Source organism: Staphylococcus sp. HMSC068C09 (genome assembly GCF_001813735.1).
Classification (GTDB): Bacteria; Bacillota; Bacilli; order Staphylococcales; family Staphylococcaceae; genus Staphylococcus; species Staphylococcus hominis.
This window is the reverse complement of record NZ_KV813778.1, coordinates 101,997-119,291: the sequence shown is the minus strand read 5'-3', so window position 1 is coordinate 119,291 and position 17,295 is coordinate 101,997. Positions and strand designations below refer to the sequence as shown.

The following is a 17,295-nucleotide window of genomic DNA, read 5'->3' as shown; positions in this document are numbered from 1 at the left end:
TTTAATCTACAATATCTCGATATTTTCTTACAGTATCAAAGTCACTATCTTTTGCTTTTTCATAACCTTGATGACCATAAATATCACTAATAATCTGTTTACCTTTTTTTGTATGACTTATATTAATGAATGCTTGACTAATTTTATTTTTCCATTTGTTACTCATGTCATTACGTACTGAAATGGTATCATTAGGAATTTTCTTTGTACGATAAATCACTTTAGTTTCTTGATAAATATCGGGATCATCTTTTTTTAAATCTGCCCGAGCATCTTGATATGTAGCAACAGCTTCTACATCATGATTTAATAATGCAATTAATCCCTGATCATGACCTTTCACTTGTTGAATTTGAATATCAGACTTTTTTATTCCTTTTTCCATTAATGTTGCTAAAGGATAAATATATCCTGACGTTGATTCCACATCTTGCAATGCTATCTTCTTATCTTTCAAATCTTTTAAATGATTAATATTACTATCTTTACGAACCACAATTTGAGATCGATAGTAATCTACAAGGTGATGTGTTTGATTCCCTTTATTATCTACTAGGTAACCTTTTGACTTTAACAATACATCTGCTGCATGAGCATCATGAGCTAATGTGTAAGAAACAGGAGAAATAAAAGCAATATCGATTTTTTTCGATTTCAATCCTTCTATCATTGTATTATAATTTGTTGCTATATGTACTTTTACAGGAACCTCCAGCTCATCAGATAATAATTGTTGCAAAGGTTTTACTTTAGCGTTAAGAATTTGAGCATTTTGAGATGGGATAAACCCAACAGTTAATGACTTAGGTGTATATGCTTCTTTAGGATGCTTTACATTGTCAATGTTTGAACAACCACTTACTATAATTGTAATAACTAAATAAATAACTAAAAATTTTAAACGTTTCATCATTTTTCCTTTTCAAAATATATAATGTATTTAAACTTTATCAAACTTAAAATATAAAGACGTATTTATAATATATTAACCACCAATATTTAAATTGAAAATACAATTTATATTAAATTTTGATTTCAGTTTGAAGATCTTAATCTTTAGATTTTCATCAGAACATCTTCATATAAGTGGGATTGAGATTATTTAAAAGACTATACAACTTCAAAATAAAATCCGTCATACTTTTCTATTTCTTAATCATACTTCACAAAAAAATGCCGACAAAGTATACACCTTTGTCGACATTTCAAAATATTTATTAAACTATTTAATTATATTTTAATTAGTATAAGCCTTTTGTTTCATTACTTGTATCAATAAAGATGTTTTTAACTTGTTGATAGTTTTTAATTGCATCTTTATAAACTTCACGGCCGATACCAGATTTTTTATAACCACCAAATGGCGCACCAGCTGGAATTTGATTATACGTATTAACCCAAATACGTCCAGTACGAATTGCTTTTGCAACATTTAATGCACGAAGTAAGTTTGTAGTGAAGACACCACCAGCTAAACCATATTCTGAATCATTAGCAATGTTAATTGCTTCTTCTTCATCTTCGAATTTTTCAACAACAACAACAGGTCCAAAAATCTCTTCTTGTGCTAATTTATGACTATTATCTGAAAGTTCAATGATTGTTGGTTCGAAGAAATAGCCTTTATCTAAACCATTATCAGTAATACGATGTCCACCCGTTAAGATATTTGCTTTGTCATCTTCTTCTGCTAATTTAATATAACTTTCAATTTTTTCAATTTGTTCTGGGCCAGTTTGTGCACCCATTTTTGTATCTTCAGCGAATGGGTCACCTACTTTAATATTTTCGAACGCTTCTTTTAATTTTGGTAATAATTTATCATATAAAGATGATTGTACTAATAAGCGTGAACCGGCACTACATACCTCACCTTGGTTGAATAGAATACCTAATTGAACGCCTTCAATGACTTGATCTAAATTTGCATCATCAAAGATAATATTAGCACTTTTACCGCCAAGTTCTAATGTAGTCGGCACAATACGTTCAGCACCTGCTTTAGCAACACCATAGCCTACATCAGTTGAACCAGTGAATGATAATTTATTTACACCTTCATGTTTGAAAATCGCATCACCTGATTCTGAACCTTTACCAGTAATGACGTTGACTACACCTTTAGGTAACACATCTTGAAGAATTTTAGCTAATTCAATTAAGCTTAATGGTGTAGAAGATGATGGTTGAATCACCACTGTATTACCTGCTGCTAATGCTGGACCTAATTTCCAAGATGCAAGTAAGATTGGGAAGTTCCATGCTACTACTGCACCTACTACTCCCACAGGTTCATTTACAACTAAACTCATAGTGTTATGATCTATTTGATTAACCGAACCTTCATCAGTCGTTAATACTCCTGCAAAATATTTAAATTGTTCAGCTACTTGAGGAATATCGATCGTTGAAGTTTCACGATAAGGTTTACCATTTTGAAGTGATTCAACTGTTGCTAGATGTTCCTTATTTTCTTCAATACGACGACTAATTTCTAATAAATAATCTGCACGTTCTGCTTTAGAAATTTTACTCCAGCTATCAAATGCATCATGTGCTGATTGCACTGCTTTATCAACATCTTTTTCATTTGCTTTAGCAACTTTAGCTAATTCTTCACCATTTGCTGGGTTAGTTACCGTAAGTGTTTCTCCGCTTTCACTTGGTTGGAATTCGCCATTTATAAATAAATCATATTGTTCATCTAAAAAATCTCTAACATTTACTTTTGCCATACGTTTTCATCCCTCTTTCTTTGTTTATAAATAAATCATAACGTAACTCTCTATAAAGTAATGTTAAATTCACTTCATCATTGATACGTTTTGTATATTTATTATTTACCCTTTTTTTACAAAACTATGCTTAATTTAACCATTCAATTACATCTTCTTGTGGTTGACGTGTTTTAGGTTTTGTAGGATTCTCTTTTCTGTAACCAAAAGCTACCATAACTGAAGGTGCAAACTGATTACTATCAATGATTCCTTCATGTTCTAATAACTCAGTTACGCCATCTAAATCGAAACCTTCCATTGGACAGGAATCAATATTCATTAATGCAGCTGCTGTCATCATATTACCTAATGCAATGTAGGTTTGTTTAGACGCCCAATCCAAAATGGTTCTAGCGTTGTCATTAATATGAAAACGTGTTTGGAATCCCTGTACTTTATCTTTAAACATTGGAATGGTGCTCTCTTCATACTGCTTAATCCCTCTAATAAATGACTGTACATAATCAGACGTCTGTGTTACATTCTTACGAGCTAAAATTAGTACAAAATGACTGGCAGATTTAAGTTGCTTTTGTGCACCAGAACTATAAGGTATTAATTTCTCACGCAGCGTTTCGTTTTGAATCACAAGAAATCTCCAAGGCTCAAGGCCTAACGAACTAGGAGATAATCGTCCTGCTTCAAGAATTGTATTAAATTCAGAATCACTTATCTTTTTTGTTGTATCGAATTCCTTAGTAGCAAATCTAAATTTAAACGCATCTATAATGGTATTTTGAATCTGATTGATAGTCATCCACTCCTCTATTAAAAATCTTACTCAAATTATAAAATACAAACTATTTTAGCCAAAATAATTAGCTCAAAATGATTTGTCTAATTCTAAGTTGTAATATTTCATTTTAAATGATATTTTATGTATATAATTTCACATTATACAAAATAAAAAATCCTTTTTAATTGATTTGTGAACTAATTCACAATATAATAGGGTTGTAAGTTTTGTTAGAGATAATATTTAATGATTTTGTACCAAATCTCTTACTTTAACTTTAGTCTTACGTATTTATTAAATTTTAACTTTTTTATACAAAATGAAATGGGGTTATTTTAATGACAAAAATTATGTTTTTCGGAACTCGTGATTACGAAAAAAAAGACGCTTTAAATTGGGGTAAAGAACACAATGTAGAAGTTGTTACTTCTGAAGAAATTTTAAGCGAAGACACAGTAGATCAATTAGAAGGTTTCGATGGCGTAACTACAATGCAATTCGGTAAATTATCAGATTCTGTTTATCCTAAACTTGAAAAATACGGTATTAAACAAATCGCTCAACGTACTGCTGGTTTTGATATGTATGATTTAGATCTTGCAAAAAAACACAATATTGTAATTTCTAACGTACCAAGTTATTCACCTGAAACAATTGCTGAATACTCAGTATCAATCGCTTTACAATTAGTACGTAAATTCCCTGCAATTGAAAAACGCGTTCAAGAACATAATTTCAAATGGGCTGCACCTATCATGTCTACACCTGTTAAAAACATGACTGTTGCAATTATCGGTACAGGCCGTATTGGTGCTGCAACTGGTAAAATTTATGCTGGTTTTGGCGCAAAAGTAGTAGGCTATGATGCATATCCAAACAACTCATTAGATTTCTTAGAATATAAAGATTCAGTTGAAGAAGCCATTGCCGATGCTGATATCATTTCTTTACATGTACCTGCTAACAAAGAAAGCTTCCACTTATTCAATGCTGACATGTTTAGCAAAGTGAAAAAAGGCGCTGTATTAGTAAATGCCGCTCGTGGTGCTGTTATTGATACACCAGCTTTAATTAATGCTGTAAATGATGGTACTTTATACGGTGCTGCCATTGACACATATGAAAATGAAGCTGATTACTTCACATATGACTGGACAGGTAAAGAAATTGAAGATAAAACTTTACTTGAATTAATTGAAAATGAAAACATCTTAGTGACACCTCATATTGCTTTCTTCTCAGATGAAGCAGTTAGAAACTTAGTTGAAGGTGGATTAAATGCTGCATTATCTGTAATTAACACAGGTAAATGTGACACTCAATTAAACTAAGATTTAATATATAAAAAGGCCTGGGACAACTTATGATGTCCTAGGCCTTTTTTATGTGTTAGTAGTCGACTACTGAATGAGACGACGAATTATTCTGTCTCACTCTTTAATACTTTTTCTTCTATAATTTGAAGTACCCCTTGTTCATCATTACTTGGCGCTATAAATTTTGCAATATCAAATAATGATTGATCATGGCTATTTGCCATAACATAACTATGCTCTGCAAATTCTAGCATATCTTTATCATTGTTAGCATCACCGAATGCCATTAATTCAGATGGTAACATTTCCCATTTTTTTAACAAACGTTTTAACGCTTGGCCTTTTGTCATATTAGGCATAATAATATCAATACTATCATGGCCACTTGAAACCAGTTTAATTTCTTCTTTAAACTTTGTTTCTAAATCTGTATCCAAAGTGGGATGTGTCTCACGATTAATATTTAATGCAATCTTCACATATTCATCATTAGGTAAAGGTTGAAATGTATCTATTTCTTCTAATTGACGATAATAAAAATGGGCATCTTTTTTAAAGGCTTCTGACGTATCTTTTAAAATATATGCACTTTTAAGTCCACATATAATGAATTCGTCGATATGTTGATCAAGATGAATATAATTCACTACTTTTTCATATATGGTTTGATCAAAACTACGGTAATTATACAATTGATTACCATGATAAATCACTGCACCATTCTCAGAAATGAAGTACATGTCTCGCTCTCCAAAAATAGACTTTAACTTAGCATATTGATTACCACTGGCTGCAATAAATTCAATATGTCTTCGTTTTAATTCTTGATAAATTATCTCAAAGCGCGCTTTGTCATATTCTTTATTTGTATCTAAAAATGTCCCATCCATATCTACTGCAATGGCTCTAATCATGAGTGGTTTCCCCCTTACAATACTTTTCATCGTCCATTATATCCACCTTATGATTGGGATTGAAGTCAGTACTTGAAGAGTGAAACTATATTCACATTTAGAAATTACATACAAAGAATAAAATTTTATGCATAAAAACCGCTCATCAATGAGAAGATGAACGGTCAACTAAAATATTTATTTAATTTGTTTAGCTACGAAAATTTTTCTTTTTTCCCAAACGCCTGTTTGTTGATTATAATTATCACACGTTATTAATGTCAGTTGATTAGTTTCCCCTTTATGTTCGTCCAATACTTGAACATCTTCAGGATCTACATCTCGAATGCTTGTCATTTTATATTCTCGAGTTTCATCTCCAACTTTAAAATAAACTTTGCTGCCTTTTTTTGCTGCTTTTAAATTTGTAAATTGGTAATGTGGACGATCAGTAAATGTATGTCCTGCAATAGAAATATTTTGATCATCAAGTGATTCGTCATCTTCTGCAAAACTTACACCTCTATTAAGTTGTTCAGGTGTCGCAGGACCAGGATAAACAGGTTCTTTGATTTCCGCATCGGGTACACTGATATACCCTGCCATTTTCGATTTATCTTTTGGAATCGTAGGTTTTTCTTTTGATGTATTGCTTTTATCATTTTTATCATATTGTTCTATTTTATCATCATTATCTTTTTCATGTAAGTAATTATCAATATATGGTTTCGCAAATAAATATACTGCTACTAATATCAAAATCACACCAATAATGGTCATGAGTCGATTTGTCCAATTTTTCACTAAGTAGTACTCCTTTAATTTTAAAATTCTTAATTCATAGTATATCATTTATTTTTCTAAATAAAATGTTAGATTATATGACATATATTTGATTTAACTTCATGCAAGTGCTTAAATTAACAATAAATACTATAAGTAGGTGCTTATCATGATTAGAAAAGCAGAACGTAAAGATTTACCTGATATATTAAATATTTATAATGATGCCATACTGAATACAACTGCTGTATATACTTATAACCCACAAAGTCTTGCTGAACGAGAAGCATGGTTCGAAACAAAAGTGCTTGCAAACGAACCTATATTTATATTTGAAATAGATAATAAAGTTGCTGGGTTTGCCACGTATGGTCAATTTAGAAATTGGCCTGCCTATTTATATTCTATTGAGCATTCTATATATGTAAATAAAGATTATCGTGGAAGAGGCGTGGCATCACATTTACTCGAGCATTTAATTGATGATGCTAAACACCGCCAGTATCGCACTATAGTTGCAGGCATAGATGCATCAAATGAAGCAAGTATTAAACTTCATGAAAAATTCAATTTTAAACATGCTGGTACGATTGAAAACGTAGGCTATAAATTTGAACGTTGGCTTGATTTAGCTTTCTATCAATATGATTTAAATACGGATAAATAACTCATAAAAAAATCGAGATCTTGTTATTCACATAACTGTCTCGACTTTTTTGTTTATTCTTCATCTCTAAGGCTATCTATTTTTTCATGTTTTCTATTTTCAAGCATAAAACACACATAGTAAAAAAGAAATACAAACATTATACTCATGGACATTGATTGAAGTAAAAGATTCTCCCAAGTTCCTTCGATCGTCCATACACGCGTTAACGTTGTATTAATGATGAAGGCTAAAAATAAGAGATATAATCTAAGCATATCATCATCCCCTTTTGAGTTATTTTATATCCAAAAGTGAAATATTGCAATTACTTTTTTGAAATTTTCTGATAATTTAAGGCGTAAAAAAACCACTCTTGAATATGTTGTCATTCAAGAATGGTTTAGGATTTTAAATGTTATGAAAAACTATTGACTGGGTCTTCTGCATTACCAAAGATTTTTTGTTTAATGGCTTCTCCTGTTGGTGTACCTGCTAAACCACCTAGTCCAGTTTCTCTAAGTTGTGCAGGTAAGTTTCGCCCTACTTTGTCCATCGCTTCGATGACTTCATCGATTGGAATTCTACTTTTCACACCAGCTAAAGCTAAATCAGCTGAAATTAATGCATTTCCTGAACCAATGGCATTACGCATGACGCATGGAATTTCAACAAGTCCAGCCACTGGGTCACACACAAGGCCTAATAAGTTACTAATAGCTAATGCCATCGCATGACCTGAAGCTTCTGGTTCACCACCAAAGACAGATACTGCAGCTGCTGCTGCCATAGCTGATGCTGAACCTACCTCTGCTTGACAACCTCCCGTTGCTCCAGCAACACTCGCATTATTTGCAACCACACGTCCAAATAATGATGCAACAAATAGAAAATCAATCATTTGATCTTCTGTTAAACCATGTGTTTTTTCTAATTTAAATAATACGCCCGGAATCGTACCGGAGGAACCAGCTGTCGGTGTTGCACAAATAATCCCCATTGCTGCATTGACTTCATTTGTTGCTACAGCGCCTTTAACTGCTTCCATCATTTCATGGCCTGATAAAGCATGATAATTCTCGTTGTAATCACGGATTTTAGCTGCATCATGTCCCGTATAACCTGTGACACTTTCTACCCCATCTCCTGTAGTCCCTTTAACTACAGCATCACGCATTACTTGTAAATTTTCTTTCATTAAATCTCTAACTTCATCACGTGATTGACCTGATAATTCCATTTCTTCTTGAATCATAATATCCGCGAATGACATATTGTTTTCAACAGCATAATCTATAGTTTCTCTAATTGAATCGAACATTTTTAATCCTCCTTTATTTTATATAGGATATATTTAAGTGATTATATTTTTCTTTGATTTGATTTAATGTTGATTCTTTGATTGCTTTTGTTAACGGTAAAACAACTAAACTATTATCATCATCTGTTTCAACCAATTCTTCGTCTATACTTACGCCAAGTTCGTTTACTTCATTTAAGAAATGATTCACTTCCGACTTATTTTTAGATCCATCCATGACTAAAATGGGTAAGCCATGATTAAAGTTAACATCTATACCTTCAACACTAATTCTTCTCAATTTAATGGTACCGCCACCTATAGAATTACCAATCACTTCAATATGACGTCCATTTGCTTCAGCAATTAAATAAGCACAATTTGGATGTTCTCCAATACTTTCTCCATCTTCTTCAATAATGTCAACATGAATACCTAAATCGTTAGCAATAGTTAATGAATCTTTAATTCGATTATCGAACGTACTATAACCCATTGCACCACCTACAATTGCTAAATCTGTACCATGCCCTTGGTGTGTTTTTGCGAATGATTCATAATAATGAATTGCTAATGTTTCTGGTTTAATGCCTCCGAGTACATTAAAAGCAGCATTCCCTATTTTTACTGCTCCAGCTGTATGAGAACTTGAAGGTCCCATCATGACTGGTCCAATAATATCAAACGCACTTTGATAGTCATAACTTTTTTTAGTAGCCATTCTTAAACACTCTCCTTAGGTTGTTTTTGTTTAGATGGTAATTTGATAGATAAATCCATGAGATTGAATTTTTTAATCAATGTACTGATCACGAACGCCAAAATGATACTTGAAATTGCTACAGCAATGATTGTAATTACTGCTTTCATAGGTGTATTAAAGCCAAACAATACAATTGCACCAGCAATTGGTGTAGCCATACCTTTTACATTTATTACTAGTCCACTAAATGTTACAATACATGCATTTACTACACCAATCAAGGCATTTGTTCCATATAATTGTAATGGATATTTAGCAATTAAATCAATTTGAGTGAGCGGTTCAACAAAAACTGCAAATGCTTTAGATGGACCACCAATGTTTAATCTACTAAACATCACGTAGTTAACAAATGAAGCGCCTGTACAAGTTAATGCACCGATTGCCATTGGTACACCTGTTAAACCTAATAAGCTTGTCAGTACCATTGAACTTAATGGTGTCATACCTGTAACTGGAATGACTAATCCAAGTATCACTGCTAAAGCGTATGGATGACTATCTCCTACAGCAGTAATTGCACCACCAATTTGTTGCAATACAGCCATTACTCCTGGGCTAATGACTGTTGCTAAGCCAAATGCAACAGCTGGAGCAATTAAAATAACTGCAATTAAGTCTAAACCTTCTGGTACTTTTTTCTCAATAAATTTAATACCAAATGAAATAATATACGCTGCAATAAATGCTGGTAATAATTTAAAATCATGTAATACTAAACCAACGATAACTGCAAATACTGGTGAAATACCTAAATTAACACATGTCAAAATTCCTACTGCAACGCCAGCTAAACTCCCTGCTAAATCTCCAATCACTTGGAAGAAGTGAATATGGAAAACGCCACCTATCGCATAACTTAAGAATGCCTGTGGCAAGAAAGTTGCACACGCTGCTCCCGACAGTGCTTGTAATCCTTGTTTCCCATATGGTGCAAAGTTTAAGAAAAGTGTCATTACAATTAATACTAATACAAGAGTCCCAACGCCTAAAATAATATTCATTTCCCGATAACCTCTTTCTCTCTAATTTCCTAGCCAATGTCATAGTACACCCCTTGGAAAACGTTTTCAACACCTAATACAGTAAATCTAAAATTTATTTGTGAAATAATTCACATTTTAAGTATTTTAACGAATTTAATTTTCATGTAAAAAAAATTAGACGCAAAATATTAATTTTGTTCATAAAAAAACAGTAGAAACGAGAAATATACTCACTTCTACTGAAAAAGATGTTTATAAATACACTCAGTTATAATACATCTTTTAGTAATATGAATGTTCACCACTTGATTGAATTTTATCAATTATTTATTGTTTTCTTACTCACTCTATTTCTTAATGGGGTGGATCTCTTATACACACAAACATACTTAACTATATCGTTTTACTATTCTAAAACGTTAGAATAAGTTGTTATATTTTGCGTATCGATGAGTGTATACATGATATAAAATAACTCATGAAAATTATTGAAAAAAAGTTGAAAGGATAGAAATGGCGTTTCTAAACATGCATACTTATTATAAATTGTACGAATGTATACATAGTATTCTAGTAATAATCGTTTAAATAATAAATTTAGGAAAAGATTCATAGAGGGTTTTAAATCATTGGAATTTAAATAAAGCGTCTCAATCATATTTACGTGTGATAGTTGATCAATGAAATTAGTATTGTTCATAACTATCACTCCTTTCCATACTTAACAGATAATGTTATTTGGAATGAGGAATTTATATATATTATTTAATATCTATATTAGATTTTTGTCAATATATTTATTAAAAAATATATTATTTTAATTATAATAAGGAATGTTAATGGGAATTTACTATTAAAAAGTAGGGACATAAAAACGATATCTGTCCCTACTTTGTCATCTGATTCTTCGAGTTTCTTTCTAAATAATCATGGGCTAAACGCTTTAAATCTTTAATAATGCTTCTGTAAGTTGATGTGTATGTTGATAGATTTGTTTATAAATATTGTAATAAGATTCATATTGTTGATGTCGTTGCAAATTTGGTTCATATATATGTTCAACGTCTATAAATTGCGCTACACAGTCATCAAAAGAATCAAACCATTGTAACCCATACGCCGCAATCATTGCTGCCCCCATACTTGGTCCTTCTTCATGCTTCAATTTACGTATAGATGCATTAAAAATATCAGCTTGCATTTGAAGCCAAAATTCACTTTTTGCTCCTCCACCAATTGAAGTAATATGTGTAATTTCTTTTCCCGCTTCTCGCATCAATTGAATTGAATCATATAAAGAAAAGGTAATACCTTCTAGTACCGCTCGTGCAAAGTCTGATTTAGAATGGTTACCGCTAATGCCAATGAAACTTCCTCGAATAAATGCATCGCCATGTGGTGTACGCTCACCAGCTAGGTAAGGTGCAAATAATAAACGATTTGCACCTATTGAAGAGGTACTCGCTTGTTTAACAATTTCATCAAACGTATCGTTCTCAAAAAATGTTCTCTTTAACCAATTAAGACTATATCCTGCAGCCAGCGTTACTCCCATTGCATAATATGTATTTGGAACACTATGATCAAAAAAATGTATATTATTTTTATAGTGCGTTTGATTACTTTTTTCTACGTTTACGATTACACCAGAAGTACCAATACTACATAATGTATCATTATCATTGATTATACCTGCACCAATTGCACCACAAGCATTATCTCCACCCCCAGCAAATACTTTTACCGAAGATGTAAAACCCAGTTCACTCACTAAGGGTTCTTGAATAGTTCCAACTTCGTCTGTGGATTTCACAAGTGAGGGATAAACATCTCCTATATCAAATGTATCTCCAACTTCTTTTGACCAATCATGCGTTTCTGGATTAAGAAGGAGCGTACTTGCAGCGTCAGAATATTCCATGTGAATCTTACCTGTTAAACGATAACGTACATAATCTTTAGGAAGAACGAACACATCTACTTTCTTCCATAGTTCAGGTTCATGAGTACTTACCCACATCATCTTAGGAAGTGTAAAACCCTCAAGAATCGGATTTCCATTTAATCGCTCTCCATAAACCGATCTAATTTGCTTACATTGTTCTGAATTACGTGTATCATTCCAAAGAATAGCATGTCGTACAGGGTGACCTTCTTTATCTAAAGCTACTAGCCCATGCATTTGCCCTGAGAATGAGATACCCTTCACTTTATATAATTTCATTTCATCAGAATGATTTAACTGATATATGCCTGTTTTAACTGCATTAAACCATTCCTCTGGATCTTGTTCACTATATCCAGGTTGGGATTGTATTAAATTTAAAGGCACACTTGTTGAAGTAATCACATGGCCTGATTGATTTACCGCAATAATTTTAACTGCGCTAGTTCCAAGATCAATACCTAATACTGCTTCTTTCATACGACTCACCCTTTATATCACTATTCATATAATTATATTAATGACAATTTATTATTTTTATATTTTCTATTATATATAAATTAAATTTAGCTATCTATGTATTTATGATAGCGTTTTAAATAATTATTTCAATACTTATTTTAAGTAAATAAAAAAAGGACAAAAACCGATTGATTTTTGTCCCTTTTTATTATCTGTTTCCTACATCTTGTCCAACTTCCACTGTTCTATCTTGCTTGTTATAAACCGCACCTTGAACACTACCAAAGTTAGGATCGTTACGTTTTTCTTCTACACCAAAACCTAGACTTTTGAAAATATTGACATCATTATCATCCATAGCATTTTCATAGAAGATTGTTCCACCATCATTATAAAAACGTGGCTTATTAATAGATTCTTGTAACGTCCCATTTCCTCTTAAATAATCTACAATGACTTCATTAAGAATCGTTGGAATTTTATTTCCTCCAGGCGAACCAATACCCATATAGAAGTCGGGTCCAACAATAATAGTAGGTGACGTATAAGAACGTGGTGCTTTATGTTTCTCACCATAGTTTGGACTGTTTGGATCTGTTGAAAAGTTTGTTAGCGAGTTGTTCATATAAAAACCTTCTTTAACATATTTACCTGTTCCAAAGAAGCTTGATAATGTATTTGTAGTACTTGCTAACTTACCGTTCTTATCAATCACTACAAAGTGTGTTGTACTTGTATTATCAATACGTTGTGTATTGAAGTCACTACCTTGTTCATCAAAATTGATACCGTTAATCTTATCTAGTAAATAATCTTGAGATAAGTAGGTATTGCTACTAGATTCTTTACCGTTAACAATATCTCTATTTCGATACATAATATCACGAGATTTGACAATCCCTGTAATATAATCTGTACGATCATTTGCAGAATTTACGCTTTCATCAATCTTCAGACCTTGTTCCATTAAGATTCCACCTAATGGGTTAGATGCAGCATAAACAGTATTGTTTAAATATTTTGTACTAATAGGTTTCTTTTCTTCTGTTTTTACTTGTTTAAAATCCTCTTCAGTGAGTTGATTTTTTAATTGTTTAGATAAACTTTTTCCAATATGATTATAAAAATAATCCGGTCCTTTATCTCGAATTTTCTTTAAAGTATTTGCTAAAGCAGGTTGTTTTACAATTGCACCTTCACGAACTGTACGCTTGCCTTTAAAGAAGGGAGAGTTTCGATCAATGTCAGAACCAAATAATTTCAAGCTACGTTCTAACTCTGAATCTACTTCAAAGCCATCTTCAGCTAATGGAATGACATAGTTTAAGATTTTTTTCTCATCCATTTTACCTTCTTTTTCATGCATATCATGTAAACCGCGTACAAAACCAGGTGTCCCTATTTTATCTCCCTTTTTGTAATTAAATGAAGATGTTGTTTTATATTCATACATGCGAGGTTCTTCACCATTTTTACCATCGTATGTAAGTGTAGCGCCGCCACCACCTAATCCAGATGAATGAGGTTCTGTTACTGCAAGCGCGTATGCGACACCTTCCGCTGCGTCAACTGCATTACCACCATCTTCAATAATTTTATTACCTACACGTGTTGCGATCGCATTGTTTGAAGCGACACCATACGTTTTTTGCTCATCAGAGGTTGCTGATTTACGGTTAGCAATCTTATTTTCATATAGATCATCTTTATCAAGTTTATCTTCTTTATTAAAAAAATAAAATATAAATGAGATTAAAATTGTAATCACTAAAATGACTGATAGTGTCACTTTATTATAGATATTCATACTACTTGGCCCCTTTAGATAAATATTGCTCCGTGGCTTTATTTAATTCATTTTTTTCGTAATTATCGAGACCTTCATTTGCTCTAGCAAATGTAACCATTAATAAAATAGCAATAATAATGAGTGTTGTAACAATAGGTAACCAATGTTGTTTAATATTCAAAAGAATACCCCCCATTCTTTTCTTTCAGATGAATTGTTTTATCTTTAATATTATTGTAATAACGTTGTGACTCCATACTATTCATATGATCTTTTGTTAATTTTCCATCTGCAGAGCGAACAGGTGTAATTTGAAATTGATGATGCTGACCATCCCAATCATGTTGAACAACTATACTTTTTTGATTTTTTGATAGAAAATCAGCAGAGGTTAAATTTCCTAAACTATAAAAAATACTAGCATGTTTATATTTCTCAATACTTTGTATAACTGTATTATGGCCAATGATTACATCTGCACCTGCATCAACTAATGCATGGGCATAAGCTTTTTGGCGATCTGTTACATTACGTTCGTTAGGAATCCCCCAATCTACGTTCACAACTACAAGATCATTGTTTTCCTTTAAGTTTTTAATTAATGGTACAAAAATTTTGGGATCTAAGCTAATAGATGTCGTATTTTTTAAAGGATCTTCATAATACGATTCAATATCTGTGAACGAAACATTAGCGACTTTTTTATTTTTAACTTTTTGTTGCACCGTTTTACTATTAATTGGATTCGAACCATTTCCAGTTAAAAAATTATAATCTGTTTGTGCTTCAACTTTTTTGGATAAATCTTGCGCTTGTACATTATCTATAGTGCTATTAATTAAATTGATACTTTTAATATTTTGTTTTTTTAAAAACATAATGTTTTCTATGTTTTTGTTTATATTTTCTTTAGGATTTTTAGAAAATTGGTTCACATATAAAGAAGCTGTGGAAAAATCACTTTGTTGTAATGGCTGTCTTAAACTTTTAAAAACATCATTTAAATTGACTTTTCTGATGTCATTATTCAAAGTGATATTTCCTAAATATGTATTTCTAATACTATTACCCGAATGTGGCATCGCCTCTACAGGTTCAACTTTAACAGCTCGAATAGCAAAAATTAGAAGTACTACTGTGATAACTAAGACAATAAACGTATACAAAAAGTTTCTTCGTTTATGTCGTTTCGATTGCTTAAGTAACCATTCGCTCGCTGATAATCGTTTTTTCTTTTTCATTATTATGCGCTCCTCGCTCGCGATTAATTAATAAAGCTATATAAGAACAAGATGACATAAGTAATACATGTTAATAACATTGTCGTAGCTAATGTAATTACAACACCTTGTTTTTGAATGGTATTGGCAATAATACCAGGAATAACAACTCCGATACCTGAAACCTCTACAACTTCAAATGGAGTGAGTGGATAAATTAAATCAAAAACAAATTTTAGAACCATACCAGTTAAAATCATCGCTGCAAATTTACGTCTACCATAAAGAATGACCCATCTACTAATACCAAACGTAACAATAAAATAAGTGAGACAACTAATGACCAACACAGATAGTAACATAATGGGTTGATCAAAAATAAGTGCTAAATAACCAGGTACAACAAGACCTGCGGGATTAATCCCAAATTTTTCTGCAAAAATTAAACTTAATACAATACCAACAAATAGGGAAAAGTATAATTCCGAACCTATCATTTTATTCTATCCCTTCTATAAATTCTGCTATTTTTCCACCTGGACCATGAATATTTCCAACACAAAATATGAGTGCCTGATGTGATTCACTAAGAATCGCTTTTTCTATATCTGAAAAATCATGATTTTCAAGGTTTATGTATGTTTTTTCAGGTAGATGTTGCATTAAATCTGTAACCATTTGCGTGCTTTTTCCTGTACAAATTAAGGTATCGAATTCGACGTCCTCAATAAAATTCTCAACGAACTGTCGCGTTCGATCCACCCTGTCAGAACGACAGTTAAGAATCACTACTTTTTTTGTATAAGGATAATCGTATGATTCTACTTTATTTAATATCGCTTTCGTAGACTGAGGCTCATTAGCAGCAAACGCATTAACAAATACATTTTTTGTGTTATTTGCATTAAAATATTTAATTTCAACCGCTCCTGGATCAGGAGGTGCATTTAACATGCCGCGCAGTGCAACGTCTTTTTCAACTCCTACAGCTTGCGCTACACCTAAAGCGATAGCGACATTATCAGGAAATACTAAATAATTAAATTTCCTTAAGTATGATTCAGGTATATCATTTTTATCTACAACAATAAGTTCAGTTTTACGTTTTTTAGCTTCCTTAGCAAAAAAGTCTGTAAACTCATCCTTCATGACTACTAATTTTCCATTTCGGGGAATCGTTGCAGTAAATGCTTGAGCAATATCTTGAAGTGTCGGCCCTAATACGTCCATATGGTCTTCCATAACATTGACAATGACACCAATATTCGCTTTTACTAAATCTTCTTGAAAGACAATTTGATAATCTGGATTCACTGCCATACATTCATTAACAAGCGCATTGCCTTTTTGCTTAACTACTTTTTGCACAATGTCTCTTTGTTCTCCTATGTTGGCGCCTTGCGGTTTTCTAAGGACAGGATATTCTTTCTCTGTAAACCAATACAACATTCTGGCATCAGTGCCTGTTGTTTTACCAATGACATGATATTGATCTTCTCGCAAAATACTATAAATCATTCTTGTAATAGTTGATTTACCACGAATACCATTAATATTTATTCGTAGAGGAATCTTATTTAAACGGTGTGTATGTCGCTTTTTCTCTCTAATTCCTAGAAATAATATCAAAGCGATACAAATGATAATGAGAATCAAACTGAAGTCCCTCTCTTTAAACA

16 protein-coding genes are annotated in these 17,295 nt (G+C 32.1%); 2 read left to right on the top strand and 14 right to left on the bottom strand.

Annotated elements, in window-relative coordinates:
* Position 1: 1 nt before the first annotated feature.
* The 3 genes from HMPREF2930_RS10075 to HMPREF2930_RS10065 form a co-directional block, all read right to left on the bottom strand.
* Positions 2–910, bottom strand: a complete 909-nt coding sequence (locus HMPREF2930_RS10075) for a phosphate/phosphite/phosphonate ABC transporter substrate-binding protein (RefSeq protein WP_017175046.1) — start codon at positions 908–910, stop codon at positions 2–4.
* Positions 911–1,241: 331 nt separating this feature from the next.
* Entirely contained in the window at positions 1,242–2,735 is a 1,494-nt protein-coding gene (locus HMPREF2930_RS10070) for an aldehyde dehydrogenase family protein (RefSeq protein ID WP_017175047.1), read from the bottom strand.
* A gap of 130 nt (positions 2,736–2,865) precedes the next feature.
* On the bottom strand, positions 2,866–3,534 hold the full coding sequence (locus tag HMPREF2930_RS10065) for an NAD(P)H-dependent oxidoreductase (RefSeq protein WP_017175048.1): 669 nt from the start codon (positions 3,532–3,534) through the stop codon (positions 2,866–2,868).
* A 317-nt stretch (positions 3,535–3,851) separates the two neighbouring features.
* Here HMPREF2930_RS10065 and HMPREF2930_RS10060 point away from each other — a divergent pair, with 317 nt between their 5' ends.
* Positions 3,852–4,844 (top strand): D-lactate dehydrogenase, encoded by a 993-nt coding sequence (locus tag HMPREF2930_RS10060; protein ID WP_017175049.1) that lies wholly within the window; start codon positions 3,852–3,854, stop codon positions 4,842–4,844.
* 89 nt (positions 4,845–4,933) lie between these two features.
* Here HMPREF2930_RS10060 and HMPREF2930_RS10055 read toward each other — a convergent pair whose 3' ends face one another.
* Together HMPREF2930_RS10055 and srtA are read right to left on the bottom strand one after the other, a co-directional pair.
* The gene (locus tag HMPREF2930_RS10055; protein WP_017175050.1) at positions 4,934–5,743 is read right to left on the bottom strand and encodes a Cof-type HAD-IIB family hydrolase; all 810 of its coding nucleotides are present in this window, start codon (positions 5,741–5,743) and stop codon (positions 4,934–4,936) included.
* Between the two features lie 177 nt (positions 5,744–5,920).
* On the bottom strand, positions 5,921–6,526 hold the full coding sequence (gene srtA / locus HMPREF2930_RS10050; RefSeq protein ID WP_017175051.1) for a class A sortase SrtA: 606 nt from the start codon (positions 6,524–6,526) through the stop codon (positions 5,921–5,923).
* Between the two features lie 148 nt (positions 6,527–6,674).
* Between srtA and HMPREF2930_RS10045 the strand changes: the two genes are divergently transcribed.
* Positions 6,675–7,172, top strand: a complete 498-nt coding sequence (locus tag HMPREF2930_RS10045) for a GNAT family N-acetyltransferase (RefSeq protein WP_017175052.1) — start codon at positions 6,675–6,677, stop codon at positions 7,170–7,172.
* A gap of 397 nt (positions 7,173–7,569) precedes the next feature.
* Here the strand turns inward: HMPREF2930_RS10045 and sdaAA are convergent, their stop codons facing one another.
* From sdaAA to pgsB, 9 genes are all read right to left on the bottom strand, one after another.
* Positions 7,570–8,472 (bottom strand): L-serine ammonia-lyase, iron-sulfur-dependent, subunit alpha, encoded by a 903-nt coding sequence (gene sdaAA, locus HMPREF2930_RS10035; protein WP_017175054.1) that lies wholly within the window; start codon positions 8,470–8,472, stop codon positions 7,570–7,572.
* A 13-nt stretch (positions 8,473–8,485) separates the two neighbouring features.
* Positions 8,486–9,172 (bottom strand): serine dehydratase beta chain, encoded by a 687-nt coding sequence (locus HMPREF2930_RS10030; RefSeq protein ID WP_017175055.1) that lies wholly within the window; start codon positions 9,170–9,172, stop codon positions 8,486–8,488.
* Between the two features lie 2 nt (positions 9,173–9,174).
* On the bottom strand, positions 9,175–10,218 hold the full coding sequence (locus HMPREF2930_RS10025) for a PTS sugar transporter subunit IIC (protein WP_017175056.1): 1,044 nt from the start codon (positions 10,216–10,218) through the stop codon (positions 9,175–9,177).
* Positions 10,219–11,143: 925 nt separating this feature from the next.
* Entirely contained in the window at positions 11,144–12,625 is a 1,482-nt protein-coding gene (xylB, locus tag HMPREF2930_RS10015; protein WP_017175058.1) for a xylulokinase, read from the bottom strand.
* Positions 12,626–12,815: 190 nt separating this feature from the next.
* Positions 12,816–14,414: a gamma-glutamyltransferase gene (locus tag HMPREF2930_RS10010; protein WP_017175059.1), complete on the bottom strand. Its 1,599-nt coding sequence runs from the start codon at positions 14,412–14,414 to the stop codon at positions 12,816–12,818.
* A gap of 1 nt (position 14,415) precedes the next feature.
* The gene (locus HMPREF2930_RS11620) at positions 14,416–14,577 is read right to left on the bottom strand and encodes a hypothetical protein (protein ID WP_002488200.1); all 162 of its coding nucleotides are present in this window, start codon (positions 14,575–14,577) and stop codon (positions 14,416–14,418) included.
* Positions 14,567–15,637: a CapA family protein gene (locus HMPREF2930_RS10005; protein WP_017175060.1), complete on the bottom strand. Its 1,071-nt coding sequence runs from the start codon at positions 15,635–15,637 to the stop codon at positions 14,567–14,569. Before HMPREF2930_RS10005 ends, HMPREF2930_RS11620 begins: the two co-directional genes overlap by 11 nt.
* Before the next feature lie 23 nt (positions 15,638–15,660).
* Positions 15,661–16,113 (bottom strand): poly-gamma-glutamate biosynthesis protein PgsC, encoded by a 453-nt coding sequence (gene pgsC, locus HMPREF2930_RS10000; protein ID WP_017175061.1) that lies wholly within the window; start codon positions 16,111–16,113, stop codon positions 15,661–15,663.
* 1 nt (position 16,114) lies between these two features.
* Entirely contained in the window at positions 16,115–17,272 is a 1,158-nt protein-coding gene (gene pgsB / locus HMPREF2930_RS09995) for a poly-gamma-glutamate synthase PgsB (RefSeq protein ID WP_017175062.1), read from the bottom strand.
* Positions 17,273–17,295 lie beyond the last annotated feature (23 nt).

Bases quoted from the DNA above. Each gene is read 5' to 3' on its own strand.
- HMPREF2930_RS10030 (WP_017175055.1), bottom strand. From the start codon at position 9,172: ATGGCTACTAAAAAAAGTTATGACTATCAAAGTGCGTTTGATATTATT.
- HMPREF2930_RS10010 (WP_017175059.1), bottom strand. From the start codon at position 14,414: ATGAATATCTATAATAAAGTGACACTATCAGTCATTTTAGTGATTACA.
- HMPREF2930_RS10055 (WP_017175050.1), bottom strand. From the start codon at position 5,743: ATGATTAGAGCCATTGCAGTAGATATGGATGGGACATTTTTAGATACA.
- HMPREF2930_RS10045 (WP_017175052.1), top strand. From the start codon at position 6,675: ATGATTAGAAAAGCAGAACGTAAAGATTTACCTGATATATTAAATATT.
- HMPREF2930_RS10065 (WP_017175048.1), bottom strand. From the start codon at position 3,534: ATGACTATCAATCAGATTCAAAATACCATTATAGATGCGTTTAAATTT.
- HMPREF2930_RS10005 (WP_017175060.1), bottom strand. From the start codon at position 15,637: ATGAAAAAGAAAAAACGATTATCAGCGAGCGAATGGTTACTTAAGCAA.
- pgsC (WP_017175061.1), bottom strand. From the start codon at position 16,113: ATGATAGGTTCGGAATTATACTTTTCCCTATTTGTTGGTATTGTATTA.
- HMPREF2930_RS10060 (WP_017175049.1), top strand. From the start codon at position 3,852: ATGACAAAAATTATGTTTTTCGGAACTCGTGATTACGAAAAAAAAGAC.
- HMPREF2930_RS10025 (WP_017175056.1), bottom strand. From the start codon at position 10,218: ATGAATATTATTTTAGGCGTTGGGACTCTTGTATTAGTATTAATTGTA.
- HMPREF2930_RS10075 (WP_017175046.1), bottom strand. From the start codon at position 910: ATGAAACGTTTAAAATTTTTAGTTATTTATTTAGTTATTACAATTATA.
- sdaAA (WP_017175054.1), bottom strand. From the start codon at position 8,472: ATGTTCGATTCAATTAGAGAAACTATAGATTATGCTGTTGAAAACAAT.
- xylB (WP_017175058.1), bottom strand. From the start codon at position 12,625: ATGAAAGAAGCAGTATTAGGTATTGATCTTGGAACTAGCGCAGTTAAA.
- HMPREF2930_RS10070 (WP_017175047.1), bottom strand. From the start codon at position 2,735: ATGGCAAAAGTAAATGTTAGAGATTTTTTAGATGAACAATATGATTTA.